The 19,516-nt window shown below is 55.3% G+C and carries 17 protein-coding genes; 9 read left to right on the plus strand and 8 right to left on the minus strand.

The window, feature by feature from the left end; genetic code table 11:
• Nucleotides 1-100: 100 nt before the first annotated feature.
• Both nfo and CSE01S_RS04040 read left to right on the plus strand, forming a co-directional pair.
• Nucleotides 101-964 carry a deoxyribonuclease IV gene (nfo, locus tag CSE01S_RS04035; RefSeq protein ID WP_042284522.1) on the plus strand — a complete coding sequence of 288 codons (864 nt, stop codon included), beginning with the start codon at nt 101-103 and terminating at the stop codon, nt 962-964.
• Nucleotides 961-2,052, plus strand: coding sequence for a sugar kinase (locus CSE01S_RS04040; RefSeq protein WP_042284525.1), 1,092 nt, complete (start codon nt 961-963; stop codon nt 2,050-2,052). Before nfo ends, CSE01S_RS04040 begins: the two co-directional genes overlap by 4 nt.
• 60 nt (nt 2,053-2,112) lie before the next feature.
• On the opposite strand, the gene CSE01S_RS04045 is transcribed toward CSE01S_RS04040, so the two are convergent.
• The 6 genes from CSE01S_RS04045 to fruB form a co-directional block, all read right to left on the minus strand.
• The gene (locus CSE01S_RS04045; RefSeq protein ID WP_042284526.1) at nt 2,113-3,363 is read right to left on the minus strand and encodes a NupC/NupG family nucleoside CNT transporter; all 1,251 of its coding nucleotides are present in this window, start codon (nt 3,361-3,363) and stop codon (nt 2,113-2,115) included.
• 82 nt (nt 3,364-3,445) lie between these two features.
• The gene (locus tag CSE01S_RS04050; protein ID WP_042284527.1) at nt 3,446-4,381 is read right to left on the minus strand and encodes a pseudouridine-5'-phosphate glycosidase; all 936 of its coding nucleotides are present in this window, start codon (nt 4,379-4,381) and stop codon (nt 3,446-3,448) included.
• Complete coding sequence (locus CSE01S_RS04055; RefSeq protein ID WP_042284529.1) at nt 4,369-5,310, minus strand: pseudouridine kinase; 942 nt, start codon at nt 5,308-5,310, stop codon at nt 4,369-4,371. Before CSE01S_RS04055 ends, CSE01S_RS04050 begins: the two co-directional genes overlap by 13 nt.
• 283 nt (nt 5,311-5,593) lie before the next feature.
• Nucleotides 5,594-7,285, minus strand: a complete 1,692-nt coding sequence (fruA, locus tag CSE01S_RS04060; protein WP_042284531.1) for a PTS fructose transporter subunit IIBC — start codon at nt 7,283-7,285, stop codon at nt 5,594-5,596.
• Between the two features lie 16 nt (nt 7,286-7,301).
• A complete protein-coding gene (gene fruK / locus CSE01S_RS04065; protein WP_042284532.1) occupies nt 7,302-8,240 on the minus strand; it encodes a 1-phosphofructokinase in 939 nt (312 codons plus the stop codon).
• Nucleotides 8,240-9,370, minus strand: a complete 1,131-nt coding sequence (fruB, locus tag CSE01S_RS04070; protein WP_042284534.1) for a fused PTS fructose transporter subunit IIA/HPr protein — start codon at nt 9,368-9,370, stop codon at nt 8,240-8,242. Before fruB ends, fruK begins: the two co-directional genes overlap by 1 nt.
• 367 nt (nt 9,371-9,737) lie before the next feature.
• Here fruB and setB point away from each other — a divergent pair, with 367 nt between their 5' ends.
• On the plus strand, nt 9,738-10,919 hold the full coding sequence (setB, locus tag CSE01S_RS04075; protein ID WP_042284537.1) for a sugar efflux transporter SetB: 1,182 nt from the start codon (nt 9,738-9,740) through the stop codon (nt 10,917-10,919).
• On the opposite strand, the gene CSE01S_RS04080 is transcribed toward setB, so the two are convergent.
• A complete protein-coding gene (locus tag CSE01S_RS04080; protein ID WP_042284539.1) occupies nt 10,916-11,170 on the minus strand; it encodes a YkgJ family cysteine cluster protein in 255 nt (84 codons plus the stop codon). The two genes, setB and CSE01S_RS04080, sit on opposite strands and share 4 nt — an antisense overlap.
• A 139-nt stretch (nt 11,171-11,309) precedes the next feature.
• Here CSE01S_RS04080 and yeiP point away from each other — a divergent pair, with 139 nt between their 5' ends.
• On the plus strand, nt 11,310-11,882 hold the full coding sequence (gene yeiP / locus CSE01S_RS04085) for an elongation factor P-like protein YeiP (protein WP_042284542.1): 573 nt from the start codon (nt 11,310-11,312) through the stop codon (nt 11,880-11,882).
• A 111-nt stretch (nt 11,883-11,993) separates the two neighbouring features.
• On the opposite strand, the gene uxuA is transcribed toward yeiP, so the two are convergent.
• The gene (uxuA, locus tag CSE01S_RS04090) at nt 11,994-13,184 is read right to left on the minus strand and encodes a mannonate dehydratase (protein ID WP_042284545.1); all 1,191 of its coding nucleotides are present in this window, start codon (nt 13,182-13,184) and stop codon (nt 11,994-11,996) included.
• Nucleotides 13,185-13,387: 203 nt separating this feature from the next.
• On the opposite strand from uxuA, the gene CSE01S_RS04095 reads away from it, so the two are divergent.
• From CSE01S_RS04095 to CSE01S_RS04115, 5 genes are all read left to right on the plus strand, one after another.
• Nucleotides 13,388-14,854, plus strand: coding sequence for a mannitol dehydrogenase family protein (locus CSE01S_RS04095; protein ID WP_042284548.1), 1,467 nt, complete (start codon nt 13,388-13,390; stop codon nt 14,852-14,854).
• A 116-nt stretch (nt 14,855-14,970) separates the two neighbouring features.
• A complete protein-coding gene (locus tag CSE01S_RS04100) occupies nt 14,971-15,957 on the plus strand; it encodes a CobW family GTP-binding protein (protein WP_042284764.1) in 987 nt (328 codons plus the stop codon).
• A gap of 38 nt (nt 15,958-15,995) precedes the next feature.
• On the plus strand, nt 15,996-16,709 hold the full coding sequence (locus CSE01S_RS04105) for a phosphatase PAP2 family protein (RefSeq protein WP_042284552.1): 714 nt from the start codon (nt 15,996-15,998) through the stop codon (nt 16,707-16,709).
• A 414-nt stretch (nt 16,710-17,123) separates the two neighbouring features.
• The gene (gene mepS / locus CSE01S_RS04110) at nt 17,124-17,693 is read left to right on the plus strand and encodes a bifunctional murein DD-endopeptidase/murein LD-carboxypeptidase (protein WP_042284555.1); all 570 of its coding nucleotides are present in this window, start codon (nt 17,124-17,126) and stop codon (nt 17,691-17,693) included.
• A gap of 197 nt (nt 17,694-17,890) precedes the next feature.
• On the plus strand, nt 17,891-19,447 hold the full coding sequence (locus tag CSE01S_RS04115; protein ID WP_042284559.1) for a cyclic di-GMP phosphodiesterase: 1,557 nt from the start codon (nt 17,891-17,893) through the stop codon (nt 19,445-19,447).
• Nucleotides 19,448-19,516: the final 69 nt, after the last annotated feature.

Below are 19,516 nucleotides of genomic sequence, written 5' to 3' on the forward strand. Positions count from 1 at the left end.
CCCCCTGTTAACCCGTTATGATTGGAGATTGTCTTTATCAGATACGCAACGTCCTTCACGTTTTATCATGGTTGCGTAGGCGGGTTAACAGGAGTCCCTTATGAAATACATCGGAGCGCACGTCAGCGCGGCTGGCGGCCTGGCAAATGCCGCGATTCGCGCCGCGGAAATCGACGCGACGGCCTTTGCTTTATTTACCAAGAATCAGCGCCAGTGGCGCGCCGCCCCGCTTACCGCGCAAATCATTGATGACTTCAAAGCCGCCTGCGAGAAGTACCACTACACCTCCACGCAAATTCTACCGCACGACAGCTATCTGATTAATCTCGGTCACCCGGTCAGCGACGCGCTGGAAAAATCCCGCGACGCGTTTCTCGATGAAATGCAGCGCTGCGAGCAGTTGGGGTTGTCGCTACTGAACTTCCACCCGGGCAGCCATCTCCAGCAAATTGCGGAAGAGGCGTGTCTGGCAAAGATTGCCGAGTCAATCAACATCGCCCTCTCGCGTACCGATGGCGTGACCGCGGTCATTGAAAATACCGCCGGTCAGGGCAGCAACCTTGGGTTTAAATTTGAACACCTCGCGGCGATTATCGATGGCGTGGAAGACAAGTCACGCGTCGGGGTATGCATCGACACCTGTCACGCTTTCGCGGCAGGCTACGATTTACGTTCCGCAGACGCGTGCGAGAAAACCTTCGCCGAATTTGAGCGAATCGTCGGCTTTCGCTATTTGCGCGGCATGCATCTTAACGATGCTAAAAGCGCCTTCGGCAGCCGCGTTGACCGCCATCATAGCTTAGGGGAAGGCAACATTGGTCACGACGCGTTCCGCTGGATCATGCAGGATCCGCGCTTTGACGGCATCCCGCTGGTCCTTGAAACCATCAACCCGGATATCTGGGCCGAGGAGATCGCCTGGCTAAAGGCGCAGCAAACTGAACAGGCGGAAGCGTTGTCATGAACGACAGGGAAAAACAGATCCTTAAAATCCTGCGCCGTAATCCTCTGATTCAGCAAAATGAAATCGCGGATATCCTGCAGATCAGCCGCTCCCGCGTTGCCGCGCATATCATGGATTTAATGCGAAAAGGGGTGATTAAAGGCAAAGGGTATATCCTCACCGAGCAGGCGTACTGTGTGGTGGTCGGGGCGATCAACATGGATATTCGCGGCGTGGCGGATATCCATTATCCCCAGGCGGCGTCGAATCCCGGCAGCATCCAGTGCTCCGCGGGCGGCGTGGGGCGCAATATCGCCCATAACCTCGCGCTGTTAGGGCGCGACGTGCATCTGATTTCCGCCGTCGGCAGTGATTTTTACGGTGAAACGTTGCTGGAGCAAACGCGCCAGGCTGGGGTGAATATTTCCAGCTGTATCCGGTTGCACGGGCATAACACCTCCACCTATCTCTCCATTGCCAACCAGCAGGAAGAGACGGTGCTGGCGATAAACGATACCCATATCCTGCAACAGCTGACGCCGCAGTTGCTGAACAGTTCCCGCGACTTAATCCGCCATTCCGGCGTGGTGCTTGCCGATTGCAACCTGACCCCGGAAGCCATTGAGTGGGTCTTTACGGTGGCCGACGATATTCCGGTGTTTATCGATACGGTGTCAGAGTTTAAGGCCACAAAAGTGAAAACCTGGTTCACGCGCATTCATACGCTGAAACCCACGCAAAAAGAGCTGGAAATATTGTGGGGCCACCCTGTTCACAACGAAGCGGATCGGATTGCCGCCGTTAATGCGCTGCATCAGCAGGGCGTTCAGCAGATTTTCGTCTGTCTGGAAGATGAGTCGGTATTTTGCAGCCAGAAAGACGGCGAGCAGTTCCTGCTCACACCGCCTGCGCACACGGTCGTCGACAGCTTCGGCGCTGACGACGGTTTTATGGCCGGGCTGATTTACAGCTTCCTGGAGGGCAACAATTTCCGCGAAAGCGCGCAGTTTGCTATGGCCTGTGCGGCGCTTTCGCGCGCCAGCGTCAGCATCAACAACCCTACCCTGTCTGCCGATAACGCCGCGTATTTGTTAGAGCACAGCGCCTGATGGCGCGGTGCTTCTTTCTGGCCGGACAGGACGCGAAGCGTTGCTGTCCGGCTCTGTTCGCTACGCCAGTCCGATAAAGAACCCGGCGATTGTCGCGCTCATCAGGTTAGAGAGCGTGGCCGCCGCCAGCGCCCGCATACCTAACTGCGCAATCTCCGGCGCGCGCTGGGGAGAAATGGCCGAAAACGCCCCGACAACCACGCCAATCGAGCCAAAGTTAGCAAACCCGCAGAGCGCGAAAGAGATAATGGCGATGGTTTTCACATCCAGCGTGCTCCCGGCCTGCAAATATGGCGAGAAGTTCAGATACGCGACAAACTCATTGATCGCCAGCTTCTGCCCGATCAGGCTGCCGGCCAGCGTCGCATCGCTCCAGTCAACGCCCATAATCCACGCCAGCGGTGCAAGAATGTAGCCGAAAATGCCCTCCATCGTTGCCGGACCAAAGCCCGCCCAGCCGCTGATGCCGCCGATAATGCCGTTAATCAGCGCGATTATCGCCACAAACGCCATCACGACCGTCGCCACCCCGGCGGCAATTTTCAGTCCGGTCATTGCGCCGCTGGCGGCGGCCTCAATAATACTTTTGGGCGGCGTCTCGGTGAATGAAAGATTCTCAAAGCTAACCCGGGATTCTTCCGTTGCCGGGCTGAGAATACGGGCGAACAGGATCCCTCCGGGGATCGCCATTAACGATGCCGCCAACAGATAATCAATCGGTACGCCCATTCCGGCGTAGCCAATCATCATCGAACCGGCAATGGAGGCCATCCCGCTACAGATTGCGGTGAACAGTTCGTTGCGGTTAAGGCGATCGATAAACGGCTTTACAATCGCCGGGATCTCATTTTGCCCGAGGAAAATGGTGGTAACCGCCACAAACGACTCAATCTTGCTGATATTCAGCGCTTTCTGGAAAATACCGCCCAGAATGCGGATCAGCAGGCCCATGACGCCGATGTAGTACAGCAGACTGATCAGCGCGGTGACAAAGATAACGGCGGGCAGCACGCGGAAGGCGAAAATAAACCCTGCGCCGTCAAACAGCACATCCATTTTTGGCCCAACCAGAGAGCCAAAGATAAATGCGCTGCCCGCGTCGCTGTAAGACATGACCTTGTGCACACCCAGCGCGGCCTGCTCCACCAGCCATTTCCCGGGGGGAAAATAGAGCATGATACCGCCAATGGCGATTTGCAAAACCAGCGCTGCGCCCACGGTGCGTAAACTGATGCGTTTTTTATTCACTGACAGTAAGTATGCGATCGCCAGCAGTACCGCCATACCCACGAGACTTCTCATGACGTCCATAATGATTTCCCTTCATGCCAGGAAACCCGGCGCGAAGCCAGGTTTTGGTTATTTCGGGCGACCGCATCCTGCCCGTGTGTGATCAGGCGAGACGCTGATACTCTTTAGCAATCTCACAGGCCAGAACGGCGTTATTGAACACCAGCTGAATATTCGACTTCAGGCTGTCGCCTCCGGTCAGCTCCGCCACGCGCGCCAGCAGGAACGGCGTGCTTTCTTTGCCCACTACGCCCTGCTCTTCGGCTTCCCGGACCGCCTGGTCAATGGCGGCATTGATTTTTTCTTCCGCCATCGCATACGCGTGCGGAATCGGGTTAGCGACCACCAGACCGCCGTTCAGACCGGCTTGCCACTTCACCGCCATCGCGCGGGCTATCTCTTTCGCGCTGTCGAGGCGAATGCTGACCTCAAACGGACTGGTGCGGCAGAAAAACGCCGGTAGCGCGGTAGTCTGATAACCAATTAACGGTACGCCGAAGGTTTCTAAATATTCAGTGGTCAAGCCGAGGTCGAGAATAGATTTTGCGCCCGCGCACACGACTGTCACATTGGTATGCGCCAGTTCCTGCAAATCGGCGGAAATATCAAACGTATGCTCAGCTCCGCGATGAACGCCGCCAATTCCACCGGTGGCGAAAACATGAATACCGGCCAGTGCGGCAATAATCATGGTAGAGGCGACGGTCGTTGCGCCATGTTTTCCGGCGGCGACCACAAAAGGTAAATCGCGACGGCTGACTTTTGTGACGTTATGTCCTTCGCGACCTAATAATTCGATTTCGTCTTTGCTCAGCCCTACTTTCATTACGCCGCCAATAATGGCGATCGTTGCCGGCACGGCGCCGTGTTTACGAATCGTTTCTTCAACCTCAATTGCGGTTTGCGCATTTTGTGGAAAAGGCATACCGTGAGAAATAATTGTCGACTCCAGTGCAACAACAGGTTTTTTGTTATTTAAGGCTTCCTGCACTTCTGGTGAAATTTGTAATAATTCAGAGGAAATCGTTAATTCAGACATTCGGTGTTCTCCACAAGAGTTCTGACGTTCGCAACGGATAATTCAGGGTTATTGGTATATTCACTGGCCAGCGCCATAGCGGAACAACCCTGGGCAAATCGAATGGAATCCATTAATGGCATGTCTTCCATCCAGCAGGCGGCAAGTCCGGCCATCATGGCGTCACCTGCCCCGGTGACGTTGATCACCTGCGTTTTAATCGGTGGCGACCAACCGCTGTCGCCCTGTTTTTCGCTGTAATACACCCCGTCGCCACCCATGCTCAGCACCAGACGATGTAGCCCACGCGCGTGGAACCAGGCGGCCACGTTTTCCACATCATCACGTCCGGCAAGCGCAATACCGCTCAGGGTTTCGGCTTCCAGACGATTGGGTTTAAGGGTATGAATACGGGACAGGCGGTCGCGAATTTTGACGCATTTCCACGCCGAGACCGGGTCGACAAACACCGGCACCCCACCGGCGTTATCCAACAGCCACGCCAGCGCGTCTTCACTGATATTGCAGTCGGCGACAATCACCTTCGCTCCGTGGATAAAATCACGATGCTGCGCAAGAAACGCTGCGGAAATATGGTCGGTAATACTCATGTCATTTATCGCCACCAGCATTTCACCGGTATTATCAAGCAGCGATAAATAACTCGACGTATTTTCTCCGGGAACGATCAAACATTTGTCAACATGCACACCCGACTGGTTTGTTTGCGCCAGAAGCGAGCGACCGTAAAAATCTTCGCCAACCGCGGTCATTAGCCAGGAGTGCTTACCCAATAAAGCAAGGTTATGCGCGATATTGCGCCCTACGCCGCCGGGCGTGAATTTTATTTTCCCTGGATTCGAATCCGCATAATTTAATGACGCATGCAAATATCCGGCGACATCCATATTGGCGGAACCAATGGTGATTATGTATTCCTTTTCGCGCATAGCACGCCCTCTGGTAAGAAAATACCATTACGATAGCGAGAGTAAGGCCTGACTTGGCCTTAGTAAAAACTATTTGAGCACATGTTCATATTCAAACATGTGTTTATGGTAAACCTCTTTTGACGAAAGTAAACGGGCTGACAAGTGCAAAAAGTGACAGATATGAACAGAATCACAATTTTTTATCGTGACAGTTTATTAGGGAGGAAAAACTTGAGAGGAAGAACACAAAACAGAGATAAAAAAAAGGGCAGAGATCTCTCTGCCCTTGAGGAAATTCGGTTTATACCGCTTTCGCGGCGATCTCGGCTTCCGGACGTTTCAGGAACGCATAGGCCAGCCCCGCCACCAGCGTACCGGCGACAATCGCCAGCAGGTATCCCAACACCGGACTAATAGCGCCTGGGATCAGCAGCACAAACAGGCCGCCGTGCGGCGCCATCAGCTTCGCGCCGACGGCCATGGAGATCGCGCCGGTAAGCGCACCGCCAACGATACAGCACGGCAGAACGCGCATGGGATCACGCGCGGCGAACGGAATCGCCCCTTCGGTGATAAAGCACAGGCCGAGCACCAGCGCCGCTTTGCCGCCTTCCTGCTGCGCTTTATCAAACTTACGACGCGCAACCAGCGTAGCCAGCCCCAGCGCCAGCGGTGGCACCATACCTGCCGCCATTATCGCTGCCATTGGCGCGTAGGTTTGCGTACTGAGCAGACCCACGCCGAACGCGTATGCCGCTTTGTTGACCGGCCCCCCCATATCGGTACACATCATCCCGCCGAGGATCGCGCCCAACAGTACCGCATTCGCGGTGCCCATGGTTTGCAGCCAGTGGGTCAGACCTTCCAGGATACCGGCTACGGGTTTGCCGATGAGGTAAATCATCGCCAGGCCCACCACCAGGCTGGAGATCAACGGAATAATCAGGATCGGCTTCAGCGCTTCCATACTCTGCGGCAGTTTCAGCCGGGTGCTGATCCCCTTCGCCACATACCCGGCAAGGAAACCGGCAATAATCCCGCCGATAAAGCCGGAACCGGTGCTGACAGCCAGCATACCGCCGATAAGGCCCGGCGTCAGACCCGGACGGTCAGCAATCGAGAAGGCAATATAGCCCGCCAGAACCGGCACCATCAGCGCGAACGCCGAGCCGCCGCCAATCTGCATTAGCGCCGCCGCCAGCGTGCCTTCTACTTTGAACGCTTCTATACCAAAGGCAAAGGAGAGCGCGATACACAGCCCGCCAGCCACCACCATCGGCAACATATAGGAAACGCCCGTCAGCAGATGACGGTAAGCGCCAGCACTCTCTTTCTTCCCTTCCGCCGCCGCCGACTGCGTTTTGGCCGTTGGTTGATACGGCGTCGCTTCCGCTACCGCTTTGTCCAGCTCCTGCGCCGTTTTCTTCAGGGCCAGCCCGGTAGAAGTACGGTACATCGGCTTACCGGCAAACTTCGCCAGATCCACTTCGATATCTGCCGCAACAATCACCAGATCCGCTTCAGCCACTTCTTCCGGCGTGATGGCATTGCCTGCGCCAACCGAACCGCGGGTTTCGACCTTCACCCACCAGCCGCGTTTTTTCGCTTCGGTTTCAATTGCTTCTGCCGCCATAAAAGTATGGGCGACGCCCGTCGGACAGGCGGTGACCGCCACCACGCGCTTCGGCCCGCTGGTTGCAGGCGCCACCGTCGTTGCGGTTGGCGCGCTATAGGGTTTTGCGTGACCTTTCGCTTCGCTCAGGAACAGTTCAGGATGCGCCACCGCCCGGGCAATGTCGCCCAGCCAGACTTTTTTGCCGTTCAGCGCGCTGTCTTCCGGGATACGGTCGCCCAGGACGATAGCCAGCTCAGCATCGTTTGGGTTATCGATAATCTCCAGATGTGCTTTTTGTGCCGCCGCGCCAAGCAAGGTTTTCGCCATATACGCGCGAGCCTGCCCGAGGTTAGCGTCAATAATCAGCAGCGTTTTCATTATGCCTCTCCTGCTGTCAGTTAAACGGTTGTAAGTCGACGCGCGCCATCATTGCGGCCAACTGAGGACGATCGGTAATGCCGACATTGCTTTGGCTAACCGCCAGCGCGGCGACAGCGGTCGCCAGGCGCAGCGTATGCTCGCTGGATTCGCGCATCAGCAGGCCATAGATCAGGCCGCCAACCATCGAATCGCCTGCGCCCACGGTGCTCACAACGTCCACCGAAGGCGGTCTGGCGATCCATTCGCCCGACGCGTTCACCCACAGGGCGCCTTCTTCCCCGAGGGAGATCACCACGTGTGCGATGCCCTGCTCACGCAGGGCGTGGGCGGCTTCGATCACATCTTTCATCTCTGGCAGCTTGCGGCCTGCCCAGATCTCCAGTTCGCGACGGTTCGGTTTAACCAGCCACGGCGCCGCTTTCAGGCCCGCGACCAGCGCTTCACGACTACTATCAAAGATGATGCACGGACACTGGCTGCGCAGGCGGGTCATCCAGTCGGTAAAGGCTTCCGGGCTAACGCCGGCCGGCAGGCTTCCGCTGACGCAAACCATATCGAACTGACCGAGCCAGCTCAGGGAATCGTTAACAAAACGCTCCCAGTCGGCAGGGGTCACGTCGAAACCAGAGAAGTTAAAGTCGGTGACTTCGCCATCTTTTTCCGTCAGCTTGACGTTGATACGGGTACGCCCCTGCACCACCTGAAAACGGTTAGCAATGCCCAGTTCGCTGAACAACTGCTGAAAACCGTCCTGGTTGTCTTTGCCGAGGAAACCGCCTACGGTGACGTCAATGCCCAGGTCTTTCAGCACCTTGGCGACGTTGATGCCCTTGCCCGCCGCGTGCAGGCCGGTCGTTTTCACCAGATTGACTTCGCCGCGCTCAATTTCAGGGCAGAAGCCCACCAGATCATAAGCCGGGTTAAGAGTGATTGTGGCAACGCGTCTGCTCATTACGCGCCCTCCCCAAGACCGGCAGCGATAGCATCGCCTATCGCCTTCAGCGCCTGTTCAGCATCTGCCCCCTGCGCGGTAAAGCGCAGACGGTGTCCTTTTTTCACGCCCAGCGCTACCACTTTCATCAAACTGCGTCCATTAGCCGGTTTGCCGGTTCCATCAAGATTTGCCACGGTAATTTCACTGCTAAATTGTTTAATCGTATTGACCAGCATGGTCCCCGGACGGGCATGCAGCCCGTGTTCGTTGCGCACGACAAACTCTGCGCTCAGCAGATCCTCAGTCAACGCCTCATCGCTGGTCAGCAAGGCCAGCACTGTCGCCGCATCCGCGTTCAGCAGTCGGTCAGCTTTATTGTCGAGCAGCAGATCGCCCAGACGCTTCAGCACGGACACCGGCTGATCGTCAGCCATCGCAACGGTGACCAACAGCGACGCTTTTTCGCCGCCAACATCGAAGGCCTTCGCCGCACGGCTGACAGCAACGGCGCTACGCAGGTTGCCTTCCGCGCTGTCGCTCAGCCAGACGCCTTGTCCCAGGTTCATCGGCAGTTCGTTGATGGCTTTGGCGACAAACGCCGCATCCACGGCGCCCGCTTCTTTCAGCCGCGCTGCGTTCAGCGCCTGGAGCGTAACCAGAGATTGGGCCGCCACATCAAGCGACAGCGTGTCGTTGTCCAGCTTCAGTTGTTCGCTCTGTTTTTCTCCCATCAGCAGCGCGCGCAGTTCCTCTGCGGTGGTGGCGGATTTCAGCTGTTCAGCAACGGAATCATCACTAAGGACATGCGTCAGCTGACGCAGCAGTCCGAGGTGTTCGTCGGAGCTGGCGGCGATACCGATTGCCACATAGGCAACCTGACCTTCCCCCCAGGTGACGCCCTGCGGAAACTGAAAAACCTGTACGCCGGTTTTCAGCACCTGGTCACGCGTGTCGGTCGTGCCATGAGGAATAGCGATCCCGTTGCCGAGAAAGGTAGACGTCTGTTGCTCGCGCGCGAGCATGCCGTCAACATAGCCTTCCGCCACGTTGCCCGCCTGTACTAACGCGGCGGCAACCTGGCGGATGGCCTCTTGTTTATCTCCGGCCTGTTCGCCCGGATGAATGTCCTGAACGGATAACTGGAACATGGTTCTCCTCTCCTGCTGAATTGAAACGATTCAGCTTACATGAGAAAAAAGGCGCTAACGGGCTTCGTTGAGTGAAACACGACAGCGCTGAAACGTTTCAAGAAGTCTTGCGCTTTCTGCTTCAGCACGCAAGAAAAGTTGTATTTTTGATCGCAAAATTTAGATGTAATGCACATTTTTCCGCCATCGCTTTTGCCTTGCTGAAGCAAATCGGGTCGCGTTTCGTTTAAGGTTCAGCAGCGTCAGCACCCGCTTTGCATAATGAAATGCCATTTTGATTTTTCGTGTCGAATTTGATTCAGGCACCTGTTTATTTTCTGACAAGCGGCGTAAACTCCGCGTCTCGTCACATCACTGATACTGAAACATGCATAACAGTCCCGCTGCCGCCGCGCCAAAAACGTTTGACCTGACGTCTACGGCCTTCCTTATTGTCGCCTTTCTTACCGGCATTGCCGGCGCGCTTCAGACCCCGACGCTGAGCCTTTTTCTCACCGATGAAGTGCATGCGCGACCGGGTATGGTCGGCTTCTTTTTTACCGGCAGCGCCGTGATCGGCATACTGGTAAGCCAGTTTCTGGCGGGACGTTCAGATAAAAAGGGCGATCGTAAAACGCTGATTGTTTTTTGCTGCGCGCTGGGGATGCTGGCCTGCGTGTTATTCGCCTGGAACCGCAACTACTTTGTTCTGCTGTTTATCGGGGTGTTCCTGAGCAGCTTTGGCTCGACAGCCAACCCGCAGATGTTTGCGCTGGCCCGCGAGCACGCCGACCGTACCGGGCGGGAAGCCGTAATGTTCAGCTCGATCCTACGCGCCCAGGTATCGCTGGCCTGGGTGATTGGTCCGCCGCTGGCCTATGCGCTGGCGATGGGCTTCAGCTTTACGGTAATGTACCTGAGCGCCGCAGTGGCGTTTGTGGTCTGCGGCGCGATGGTGTGGTTCTTTTTGCCCTCTATGCGTAAAGAGACCACGCTGGCGACCGGCGCGCTGGAAGCGCCGCGCCGCAACCGTCGCGATACCCTGCTGCTTTTCGCGATCTGTACGTTGATGTGGGGAACTAACAGCCTGTATATCATTAATATGCCGCTGTTTATTATCAACGAGTTACATCTTCCGGAGAAGCTGGCTGGCGTGATGATGGGAACCGCTGCCGGGCTGGAAATCCCAACGATGCTGATTGCGGGCTACTTCGCGAAACGTCTGGGTAAACGGTTACTGATGTGCATCGCCGTCGCGGCGGGCCTCTGCTTTTATGCGGGAATGTTGGTCGCCCACTCCCCGGCGGTGTTGTTGGGTCTGCAATTGCTGAACGCTATCTATATCGGCATTCTTGGCGGTATCGGCATGCTCTATTTTCAGGATCTGATGCCGGGCCAGGCGGGTTCCGCCACCACCTTATATACCAACACCATTCGCGTGGGCTGGATCATCGCCGGTTCGCTGGCGGGCATTGCCGCGGAGATCTGGAATTACCACGCGGTGTTCTGGTTTGCGCTGGTGATGATTATTGCCACCATGGCCTGTCTGGCACGAATCAAAGACGTTTAAGGCGCGGTCATCGCTTCCAGTTCGATGAGGTACGTCATCGCCTGTTCGCGGCTGCGTCCGCACATTTCGGCGTCCGGTTGCAGTCCGGCACAAACTTTAGGACGCTGCGGCGAACCAAAAATTTTGCAGCGCAGGCGCGCGTCCAACTGGACGCACGGCGTATTGGCGGGCTTGCCGTTGGGCATGCCGGGGATGGGGCTGGAAATCGAGGGGGCGGTGCAACACGCCCCGCAATCCGGACGGCATTCCATAACGGGCTCTCTTTTTTTGACGTCCGGACAGTACCACCTTTTGTACACCAGTAAAAGTGCGAATTCCGCTTGCCTGAAAGCCCCGGCGCGAGTAGTTTGACGCGATAATTTAGCTAATCTCCACAACAGGATCTTTTCGATGCCAAGAGCGAACGAAATCAAAAAAGGTATGGTACTGAACTACAACGGCAAGTTGCTGATTGTGAAAGATATCGATATTCAGTCTCCTACCGCCCGCGGCGCGGCGACGCTGTATAAAATGCGTTTCTCCGACGTCCGTACCGGTCTGAAAGTTGAAGAGCGCTTTAAGGGCGATGATATCGTTGATACCGTGACCCTGAACCGCCGTGGCGTCGATTTCTCTTATATCGACGGCAATGAATATGTCTTCATGGATAAAGAAGACTATACGCCTTATACCTTTACCCAGGATCAAATCGAAGAGGAATTGCAGTTTATTCCTGAAGGCGGCATGCCGGACATGCAGGTCCTGCTCTGGGACGGACAACTGTTGGCGCTTGAATTGCCGCAGACCGTGGATCTGGAGATCGTGGAAACCGCGCCAGGAATTAAAGGCGCCTCTGCCAGCGCACGTAACAAACCTGCGACCCTGAGTACCGGTCTGGTGATTCTGGTACCGGAATACCTGAGCGCCGGAGAGAAAATCCGCATTCATATCGAAGAACGTCGCTATATGGGACGCGCGGATTAACAGAAGAGGTAGCCGGATGGCGGTGTAAACCTTTTATCCGGCCAGTGCTCTCTTCGCTGTAGGCCTGATGAGCGCAGCGCCATCAGGCCTCTTTACGTCAATAACGCGTCATTACAGCAGATCGCGGAACTGAGTCTGTTTCAACGCCAGTTCAACGCCGCGCACTTCCGCTAGCCCTTTCAGACGGCCAATCGCCGAGTACCCTGGATTGGTTTTCTTATGCAGATCGTCCAGCATCTGATGCCCGTGATCGGGACGCATTGGAATGGGGCGGAGATCTCCCGCCTGTTTACGACGCTGCTCTTCACGCAAAATAGCCGTCACCACGGCAACCATGTCGACATCGCCCTGCAGGTGCGCGCCTTCGTGGAAGGTTTTCGGATTGTCTTCACGGCAGGTGGAGCGCAGATGCGTAAAGTGAATACGATCGCCAAAGGTTTCGATCATTTTCACCAGGTCGTTGTCCGCGCGCACGCCGTAAGATCCTGTACACATGGTGAAGCCGTTGTGAATGCTGTCCACCGTCTCCTTCAGCCATTGCATGTCCTCAATGGTCGAGACGATGCGCGGTAAACCGAGGATCGGGCGCGGCGGATCGTCCGGATGAACGGCAAGACGGACGCCCACTTCTTCAGCCACCGGCACAATCGCGCGCAGAAATACGGCCATATTCTCACGCAAATCGTCTTTGCTGATGCCGTCATACTCCGCCAGGCGCGCGCGGAACTGATCGAGAGTATAACCCTCCTCCGCGCCCGGCAGGCCGGCGATAATATTACGGGTCAGCTTTTCGATATCCGCCGCGCTCATGGCGTTGAAATACGCCTGCGCCTGACGCTGTTCTTCATCGGTATAATCCGCTTCAGCACCTGCACGCTTCAGAATGTGCAGCTCAAAAGCAGCAAAGGCGATCTGATCAAAACGCAGCGCTTTTGAACCGTCCGGCAGCGTGTATTCCAGATCGGTACGCGTCCAGTCGAGGATCGGCATAAAGTTGTAGCAGACGGTATCGATACCGCAGGTAGCCAGATTGCGGATGCTCTGCTGGTAGTTAGCAATCCAGGTCTGATACTGACCGGAACGGGTTTTGATATCTTCATGCACCGGAATGCTTTCGACCACGGACCAGGTAAGCCCTTTCTCCGCCAGAACCGCCTGACGCTTTTTGATCTCTTCGACCGGCCACACTTCACCGTTTGGAATGTGGTGCAATGCCGTCACAACGCCCGTTGCGCCCGCCTGACGCACATCATCAAGCGATACCGGATCGTTTGGTCCGTACCAACGCCAGGTTTGTTCCATTGTTCACCTCACAAGTTGTTATACCAAAATAGGGTCATTGAATGACGACTACCATACAGGCTTCTCATCCCCGATCAATCAGGGCCGTATCATTGATTGATCCAGCTCACATTCCCTGGAATAATTCGGCTTACCAATTCAATTTGTTGTCATATAACTTTACACTGAGCCTGTTAATTTATCGTTAATCAGGTGTATAAAAAATGACTACTATTGCCTCAGCCATCCTGCCCGATAGCGTCCGGACGCCGCAGTATGACCGCAGCCGACTCGCCTCGCGTATCGTCCATTTCGGTTTCGGCGCGTTTCATCGCGCCCATCAGGCGCTACTTACCGACCGGGTACTGAATGCGCAAGGCGGCGACTGGGGCATTTGTGAGATCAGCTTGTTCAGCGGCGACAGGCTGATGAGTCAGCTCCGCGCTCAGGATCATTTATATACCGTGCTGGAGAAAGGCGCGAACGGCAACCAGGCGATCGTTATCGGCGCTGTCCATGAATGTCTGAACGCAAAGCTCGACTCGCTGACCGCGATTATTGAAAAATTTTGCGAGCCGCAGGTGGCGATTGTCTCGCTGACTATCACTGAGAAAGGCTACTGCATTGACCCCGCTACCGGCACGCTCGATCTGACCCATCCCCGTATCCGGCACGACATTGACTCACCGGGTGAGCCGCATTCCGCGCCGGGCATTCTGGTCGAAGCGTTGTCCCGCCGTCGGGAGCGGGGGCTACTCCCTTTTACCGTACTGTCCTGCGATAACATTCCTGACAACGGTCATGTGGTAAAAAACGCGGTGCTGGGAATGGCCGAAAAGCGCGATCCGGCGCTGGCAATGTGGATCCGCGAGCATGTCAGCTTTCCCGGGACGATGGTTGACCGGATTGTCCCCGCCGCCACAGACGAAACGCTGGATGAAATCTCCCGGGCGCTGGGCGTTGCCGACCCGTGCGGCATCAGCTGCGAGCCGTTTATCCAGTGGGTCATTGAAGATCGCTTCGTCGCCGGGCGCCCGGCATGGGAAACCGCGGGCGTTCAGTTGGTCACCGATGTCCGGCCCTGGGAAGAGATGAAGCTGCGAATGCTGAACGGCAGCCACTCATTCCTCGCGTATCTGGGTTACCTGTCCGGATTTCAGCATATCAGCGAATGTATGCAGGACGAGGCCTTCCGTGAAGCCGCGTATCAACTGATGATGCGCGAACAGGCGCCCACGCTGAGCATTACCGATGTCGATCTGCAGCGCTATGCCGGAAGCCTGATCGCCCGTTTCGCCAATCCGGCGCTGAAGCACAAAACCTGGCAAATCGCGATGGACGGCAGTCAAAAACTGCCGCAACGCATGCTGGCGGGGGTTCGAATTCACCTTGAACGCGGCAGCGCATGGCCGCTGCTGGCGCTGGGCATCGCGGGTTGGATGCGCTATGTGTGCGGCGTTGACGACGCGGGCGCGCCAATTGACGTTCGCGATCCGCTGAGCGACAAAATTCGTCTGCTCGTCGCCAACGTGGGTGAAAACGAGAAGGTGGCAAACCTGCTCACTTTACAGGAAGTTTTTGGTAGCGATCTGCCGAAAAACCCTGTTTTTGTGCAGGCTATTGAAACAGCCTGGCAGCATCTTGCCCGGCACGGCGCGCATCAGGCGGTCATCAGTACGTTAAAAATTTAACAATTTCTGCCATTAAGGCGAACGAATGCCGCGTTCGTTCGCCCCGCCCTTCTCTTTTCCGCTTTTTTTCGCCAGGATTAATGCAAATCGTTACGGCATATCGTTCTGGAGCAGGCGTGACCAAAACTAACCTCATCACTGGTTTTCTGGGAAGCGGAAAAACCACCTCCATCCTTCATCTGTTAGCACACAAAGATCCCGCAGAAAAATGGGCGGTGCTGGTTAATGAGTTCGGCGAGGTCGGTATCGACGGCGCGCTACTCGCCGACAGCGGCGCATTGCTGAAAGAAATTCCCGGCGGCTGCATGTGTTGCGTTAACGGCTTACCGATGCAGGTTGGCCTGAATACCCTGCTGCGTCAGGGAAAGCCGGATCGTCTGCTGATTGAACCAACGGGGCTGGGTCATCCAAAACAGATCCTCGACCTGCTTACCGCGCCGGTATACGAGCCGTGGATCGACTTACGCGCCACCTTATGTCTTCTCGACCCACGCCTGCTACTGGATGAAAAAACCGTTGCCAATGAGAATTTCCGCGACCAGTTGGCCGCAGCGGATATCGTGGTGGCGAATAAAAGCGATCGTGCAAGCGCAGAGAGCACGCGCGCGCTGAACGCCTGGTGGCGGCAAAATGGCGACAATCGCCAGCTCGTTCACGCCGATCACGGACAAATTGACGCTCAGTTGCTGGATTTACCCCGCCTTAACCTGAAAGCGCTCCCCGCCAGCGAAGCGCACTCGCACAGCCATCCGGAAAAAAGAGGGCTCGCGGCGCTGAGTCTGCCCGCCCAGCAGCGGTGGCGACGCAGCCTCAGCAGTGGACAGGGACACCAGGCCTGCGGCTGGATTTTCGATGCCGATACCGTTTTCGACACCATTGGCCTGCTGGAATGGGCGCGGCTGGCGCCGGTTGGACGGGTGAAAGGGGTGATGCGCATCCCGGAAGGGCTGGTGCGTATTAATCGCCAGGGTGACGATCTGCATATTGAAACGCAAAACGTTGCCCCGCCGGATAGCCGCATTGAGCTGATTTCCAGTCGTGATGCCGACTGGAATGCGCTGCAGTCCGCATTGTTGAAGCTTCGTTTAGCTGACCACGCGTAAGGTTGTCTGCCGCCAATAAACAGCGAAAAGATGTCACTATGAAAACCCGGTTGTCCCTGATACTTCTGCTGAACGCGGCAGGCCTGGCCTTATTCATGAGCTGGTATCTTCCTGCTCAGCACGGAATCTGGTCCACCGCCGATTCCAGCATTTTCCACTTCTTTAATCATAAGCTGGTAGAAAGCCGCGCATTTCTGTGGCTGGCCGCGCTCACCAATAACCGCGCGTTTGACGGTTGTTCGCTGCTGGCGATGGGCTGTCTGATGCTCAGTTTTTGGCTCAAAGAAACCCCTGCGGGTCGCCGTCGCATCGTCATGACAGGTCTGGTGATGCTGCTTACCGCCGTGGTTCTCAATCAATTGGGCCAGGCGCTGCTGCCCGTCAAACGCGCCAGCCCAACGCTCAGCTTTGAACACATTTATCGCGTCAGCGAGCTGCTGCATATTCCGACGAAAGATGCATCGCGCGACAGTTTTCCTGGCGATCACGGCATGATGCTGCTTATTTTCGCCGCCTTTATGCTGCGCTATTTCGGCAAAACCGCTGGCGCGATCGGCCTGCTTATTGCGCTGGTTTTTGCTTTTCCGCGCGTGATGATTGGCGCCCACTGGCTGACTGATATCGTCGTTGGATCATTGACCGTGGTGTTGATTGGGCTGCCCTGGTGCCTGATGACACCATTAAGCGATCGGCTGATTGGACTTTTCGACCATTATCTTCCCGGTCAAAACAAACAAGTTTTAAACAAATAAATTAAAGTGATTAACATCATCAGGGGGTTTGCTTATCCCTCTGCTGATGTGCAAGGTAAATTTATCTTTATTATTGTCATTTTCCTGTCACACTATTCCTGTTATGAATGAGTAAGTTGCGTATATTGCCCTCTTTTTGTACTTAATTTAACCAATCCCGTTTATTCACTTTCCCTATCACAATTTCTTATAAAAATTCAGATAAAATCGCTCGCAAAGCCTGTTGCATTACGGTAACCTCGGACTCGTTTTGCCTCGCCAGGGAATTATTCTTGCCGCGAATAAATTTGTGCGTTCTGCCACACTTTTGTGCTTAAAGAATTGTCTCATTGTGCGCTGGTAATTAGTCTCGTCACGTTTGGCATTTTTTATAACGATATTTATCGTTAAGGACTTCAAGGGAAAACACACAAAATGGTCAAATCTCAACCGTTCTTGAGATATATCTTGCGCGGGATCCCCGCGGTAGCAGTAGCGGTACTGCTTTCGGCATGTAGTACGCCATCCAACACCGCAAAGAATGTGCATTCTGAGACGCTTGGTGTGAGTCAGGAGACTTCTTCACTGCAAGCTTCTCAGGATGAATTTGAGAGTATGGTGCGTAACCTCGATGTAAAATCGCGGATTATGGATCAGTATGCCGACTGGAAAGGCGTGCGTTATCGTCTCGGCGGCACCTCCAAGAAAGGCATTGATTGTTCCAGTTTTGTACAGCGTACATTCCGGGAACAGTTTGGTTTAGAGCTTCCACGCTCCACCTACGAACAGCAGGAAACCGGTAAATCGGTGTCACGCAGCAATCTGCGTACCGGCGATCTGGTTCTGTTTCGCGCAGGATCAACAGGTCGTCATGTGGGGATCTACATTGGTAATAACCAGTTTGTCCATGCATCCACCAGCAGCGGCGTCATCATCTCCAGCATGAACGAGCCGTACTGGAAAAAGCGCTACAACGAAGCGCGTCGGGTTCTTACCCGCAGTTAATCGTGAGGTTGCTATCCCTTGGCTATCCTGACGAGACTCCGGAATACATTGCAGGCACCGCTTCGGCGGTGCTTTTTTTTGCCCTGTCCCCCGCCCGTATTGGGGAAAAATATGTCTCGCCGAAGCAATCCAGGCTATAGTCTTGTAATTACGTCATTTTCGCCATCAGCGGCAACCGTAAGGTCAAACCCGGTATCATGTTCACTCGCGTCTTAACGTCTGGTCGAAAAATCATCTTGACCTGTCTGGTTACCGGGGTCATCGTTGCCCTGTTTATCAGCAGCCTGCAATTTCTGATGGCGTGGCATAAACGAGAAGTTAAATACGACACCTTAATTTCCGACATTCAGCATTATCTTGACAGCTATTTTGCTGACCTGAAAACCACGTCTGATGTCCTTCAACCGTTCACCCTGAACACCTGTGAGCAGGTGGGTTCAGAGCTGACCTCCCGCGCCGCGTTTAGTCTGAACGTACGTGCATTTCTTCTGGTGAAGGAAAAAAAAGCCTTTTGCTCCTCGGCGACCGGCGCGATGGATACGCTGCTGAACGAACTGGTGCCCGCAATTGATATCAGCAAAGACATTGATATGGCGCTCCTGCCGGGTACGCCCATGATGCCCAATAAACCGGCCATGGCGATCTGGTATCGTAATCCTTTGTTGGTTAACAGCGGCGTATTCACCTCACTGAATATCAATCTCACCCCTTACCTGCTCTATACCGCAAGACAGGAGGAATTTGACGGTGTGGCGATTATCGTCGGCAACAACGCGCTTTCCACCTTTTCCGACCATTTGCTGACCCTAAACGAGCTGGGCGATAACCCGATACGTGAAGCCAAAATTGACGGTGTGCCGATGACGATTCGTCTGTACGCAACCAACTGGACCTGGCCGGAATTGTGGTATGCCCTGCTGCTTGGCGGCATGGGCGGCAGCATCGCCGGTTTGCTCTGTTATTACATTCTGTCTCTGCGCCTGCGCCCCGGCAGGGAGATCCTGATCGGCATTAAACGCGATCAGTTCTACGTGGTGTATCAACCGGTGGTCGATACGCAAACCCTGCGCGTGACCGGCCTCGAAGTACTGCTCCGTTGGAAGCATCCAACCGCCGGGGAGATCCCCCCCGATGCGTTTATCAATTACGCTGAAGCGCAGCAGATGATCGTGCCGCTGACGCAGCATCTGTTCAGGCTGATCGCACGCGACGCGCCTGCCTTACAAGCCGTTTTGCCCGTGGGGGCGAAATTTGGCATCAATATCGCGCCAGACCATCTGCACAGCAGTAGTTTTAAAGACGATGTGCGCCAGCTGGCTGCCGCGATGCCGCCAAATCATTTTCAGCTGGTGCTTGAAATTACCGAACGCGACATGCTCCAGCAGCACGAAGCCGCGCAATTGTTTGAATGGCTGCACAACGCAGGCTTTGAAATCGCAATCGACGACTTTGGTACCGGACACAGCGCGCTTATTTATCTGGAGCGTTACACCCTGGATTATCTGAAGATCGATCGCGGCTTTATTCACGCGATCGGTATGGAAACGGTCACTTCACCGGTGCTTGACGCCGTGCTCACCCTTGCGAAACGCCTTAATATGATGACTGTGGCCGAAGGCGTGGAAACGCCCGAGCAGGCGAAATGGCTGCGTGACAGAGGCGTTCGCTTCCTACAGGGCTACTGGATCAGCCGACCGCTGCCGCTCGACGATTTTGTGCGCTGGGTGTCAGAGCCCCCTACGCTGAAGAGGTAATACGCAAACTCGGATTCACAATACGCACAGCCTGCCCTATTATTCCCTTGCCTGCGCTGACAGGCAGTC

Source organism: Citrobacter sedlakii NBRC 105722, from assembly GCF_000759835.1.
Classification (GTDB): domain Bacteria; phylum Pseudomonadota; class Gammaproteobacteria; order Enterobacterales; family Enterobacteriaceae; genus Citrobacter_A; species Citrobacter_A sedlakii.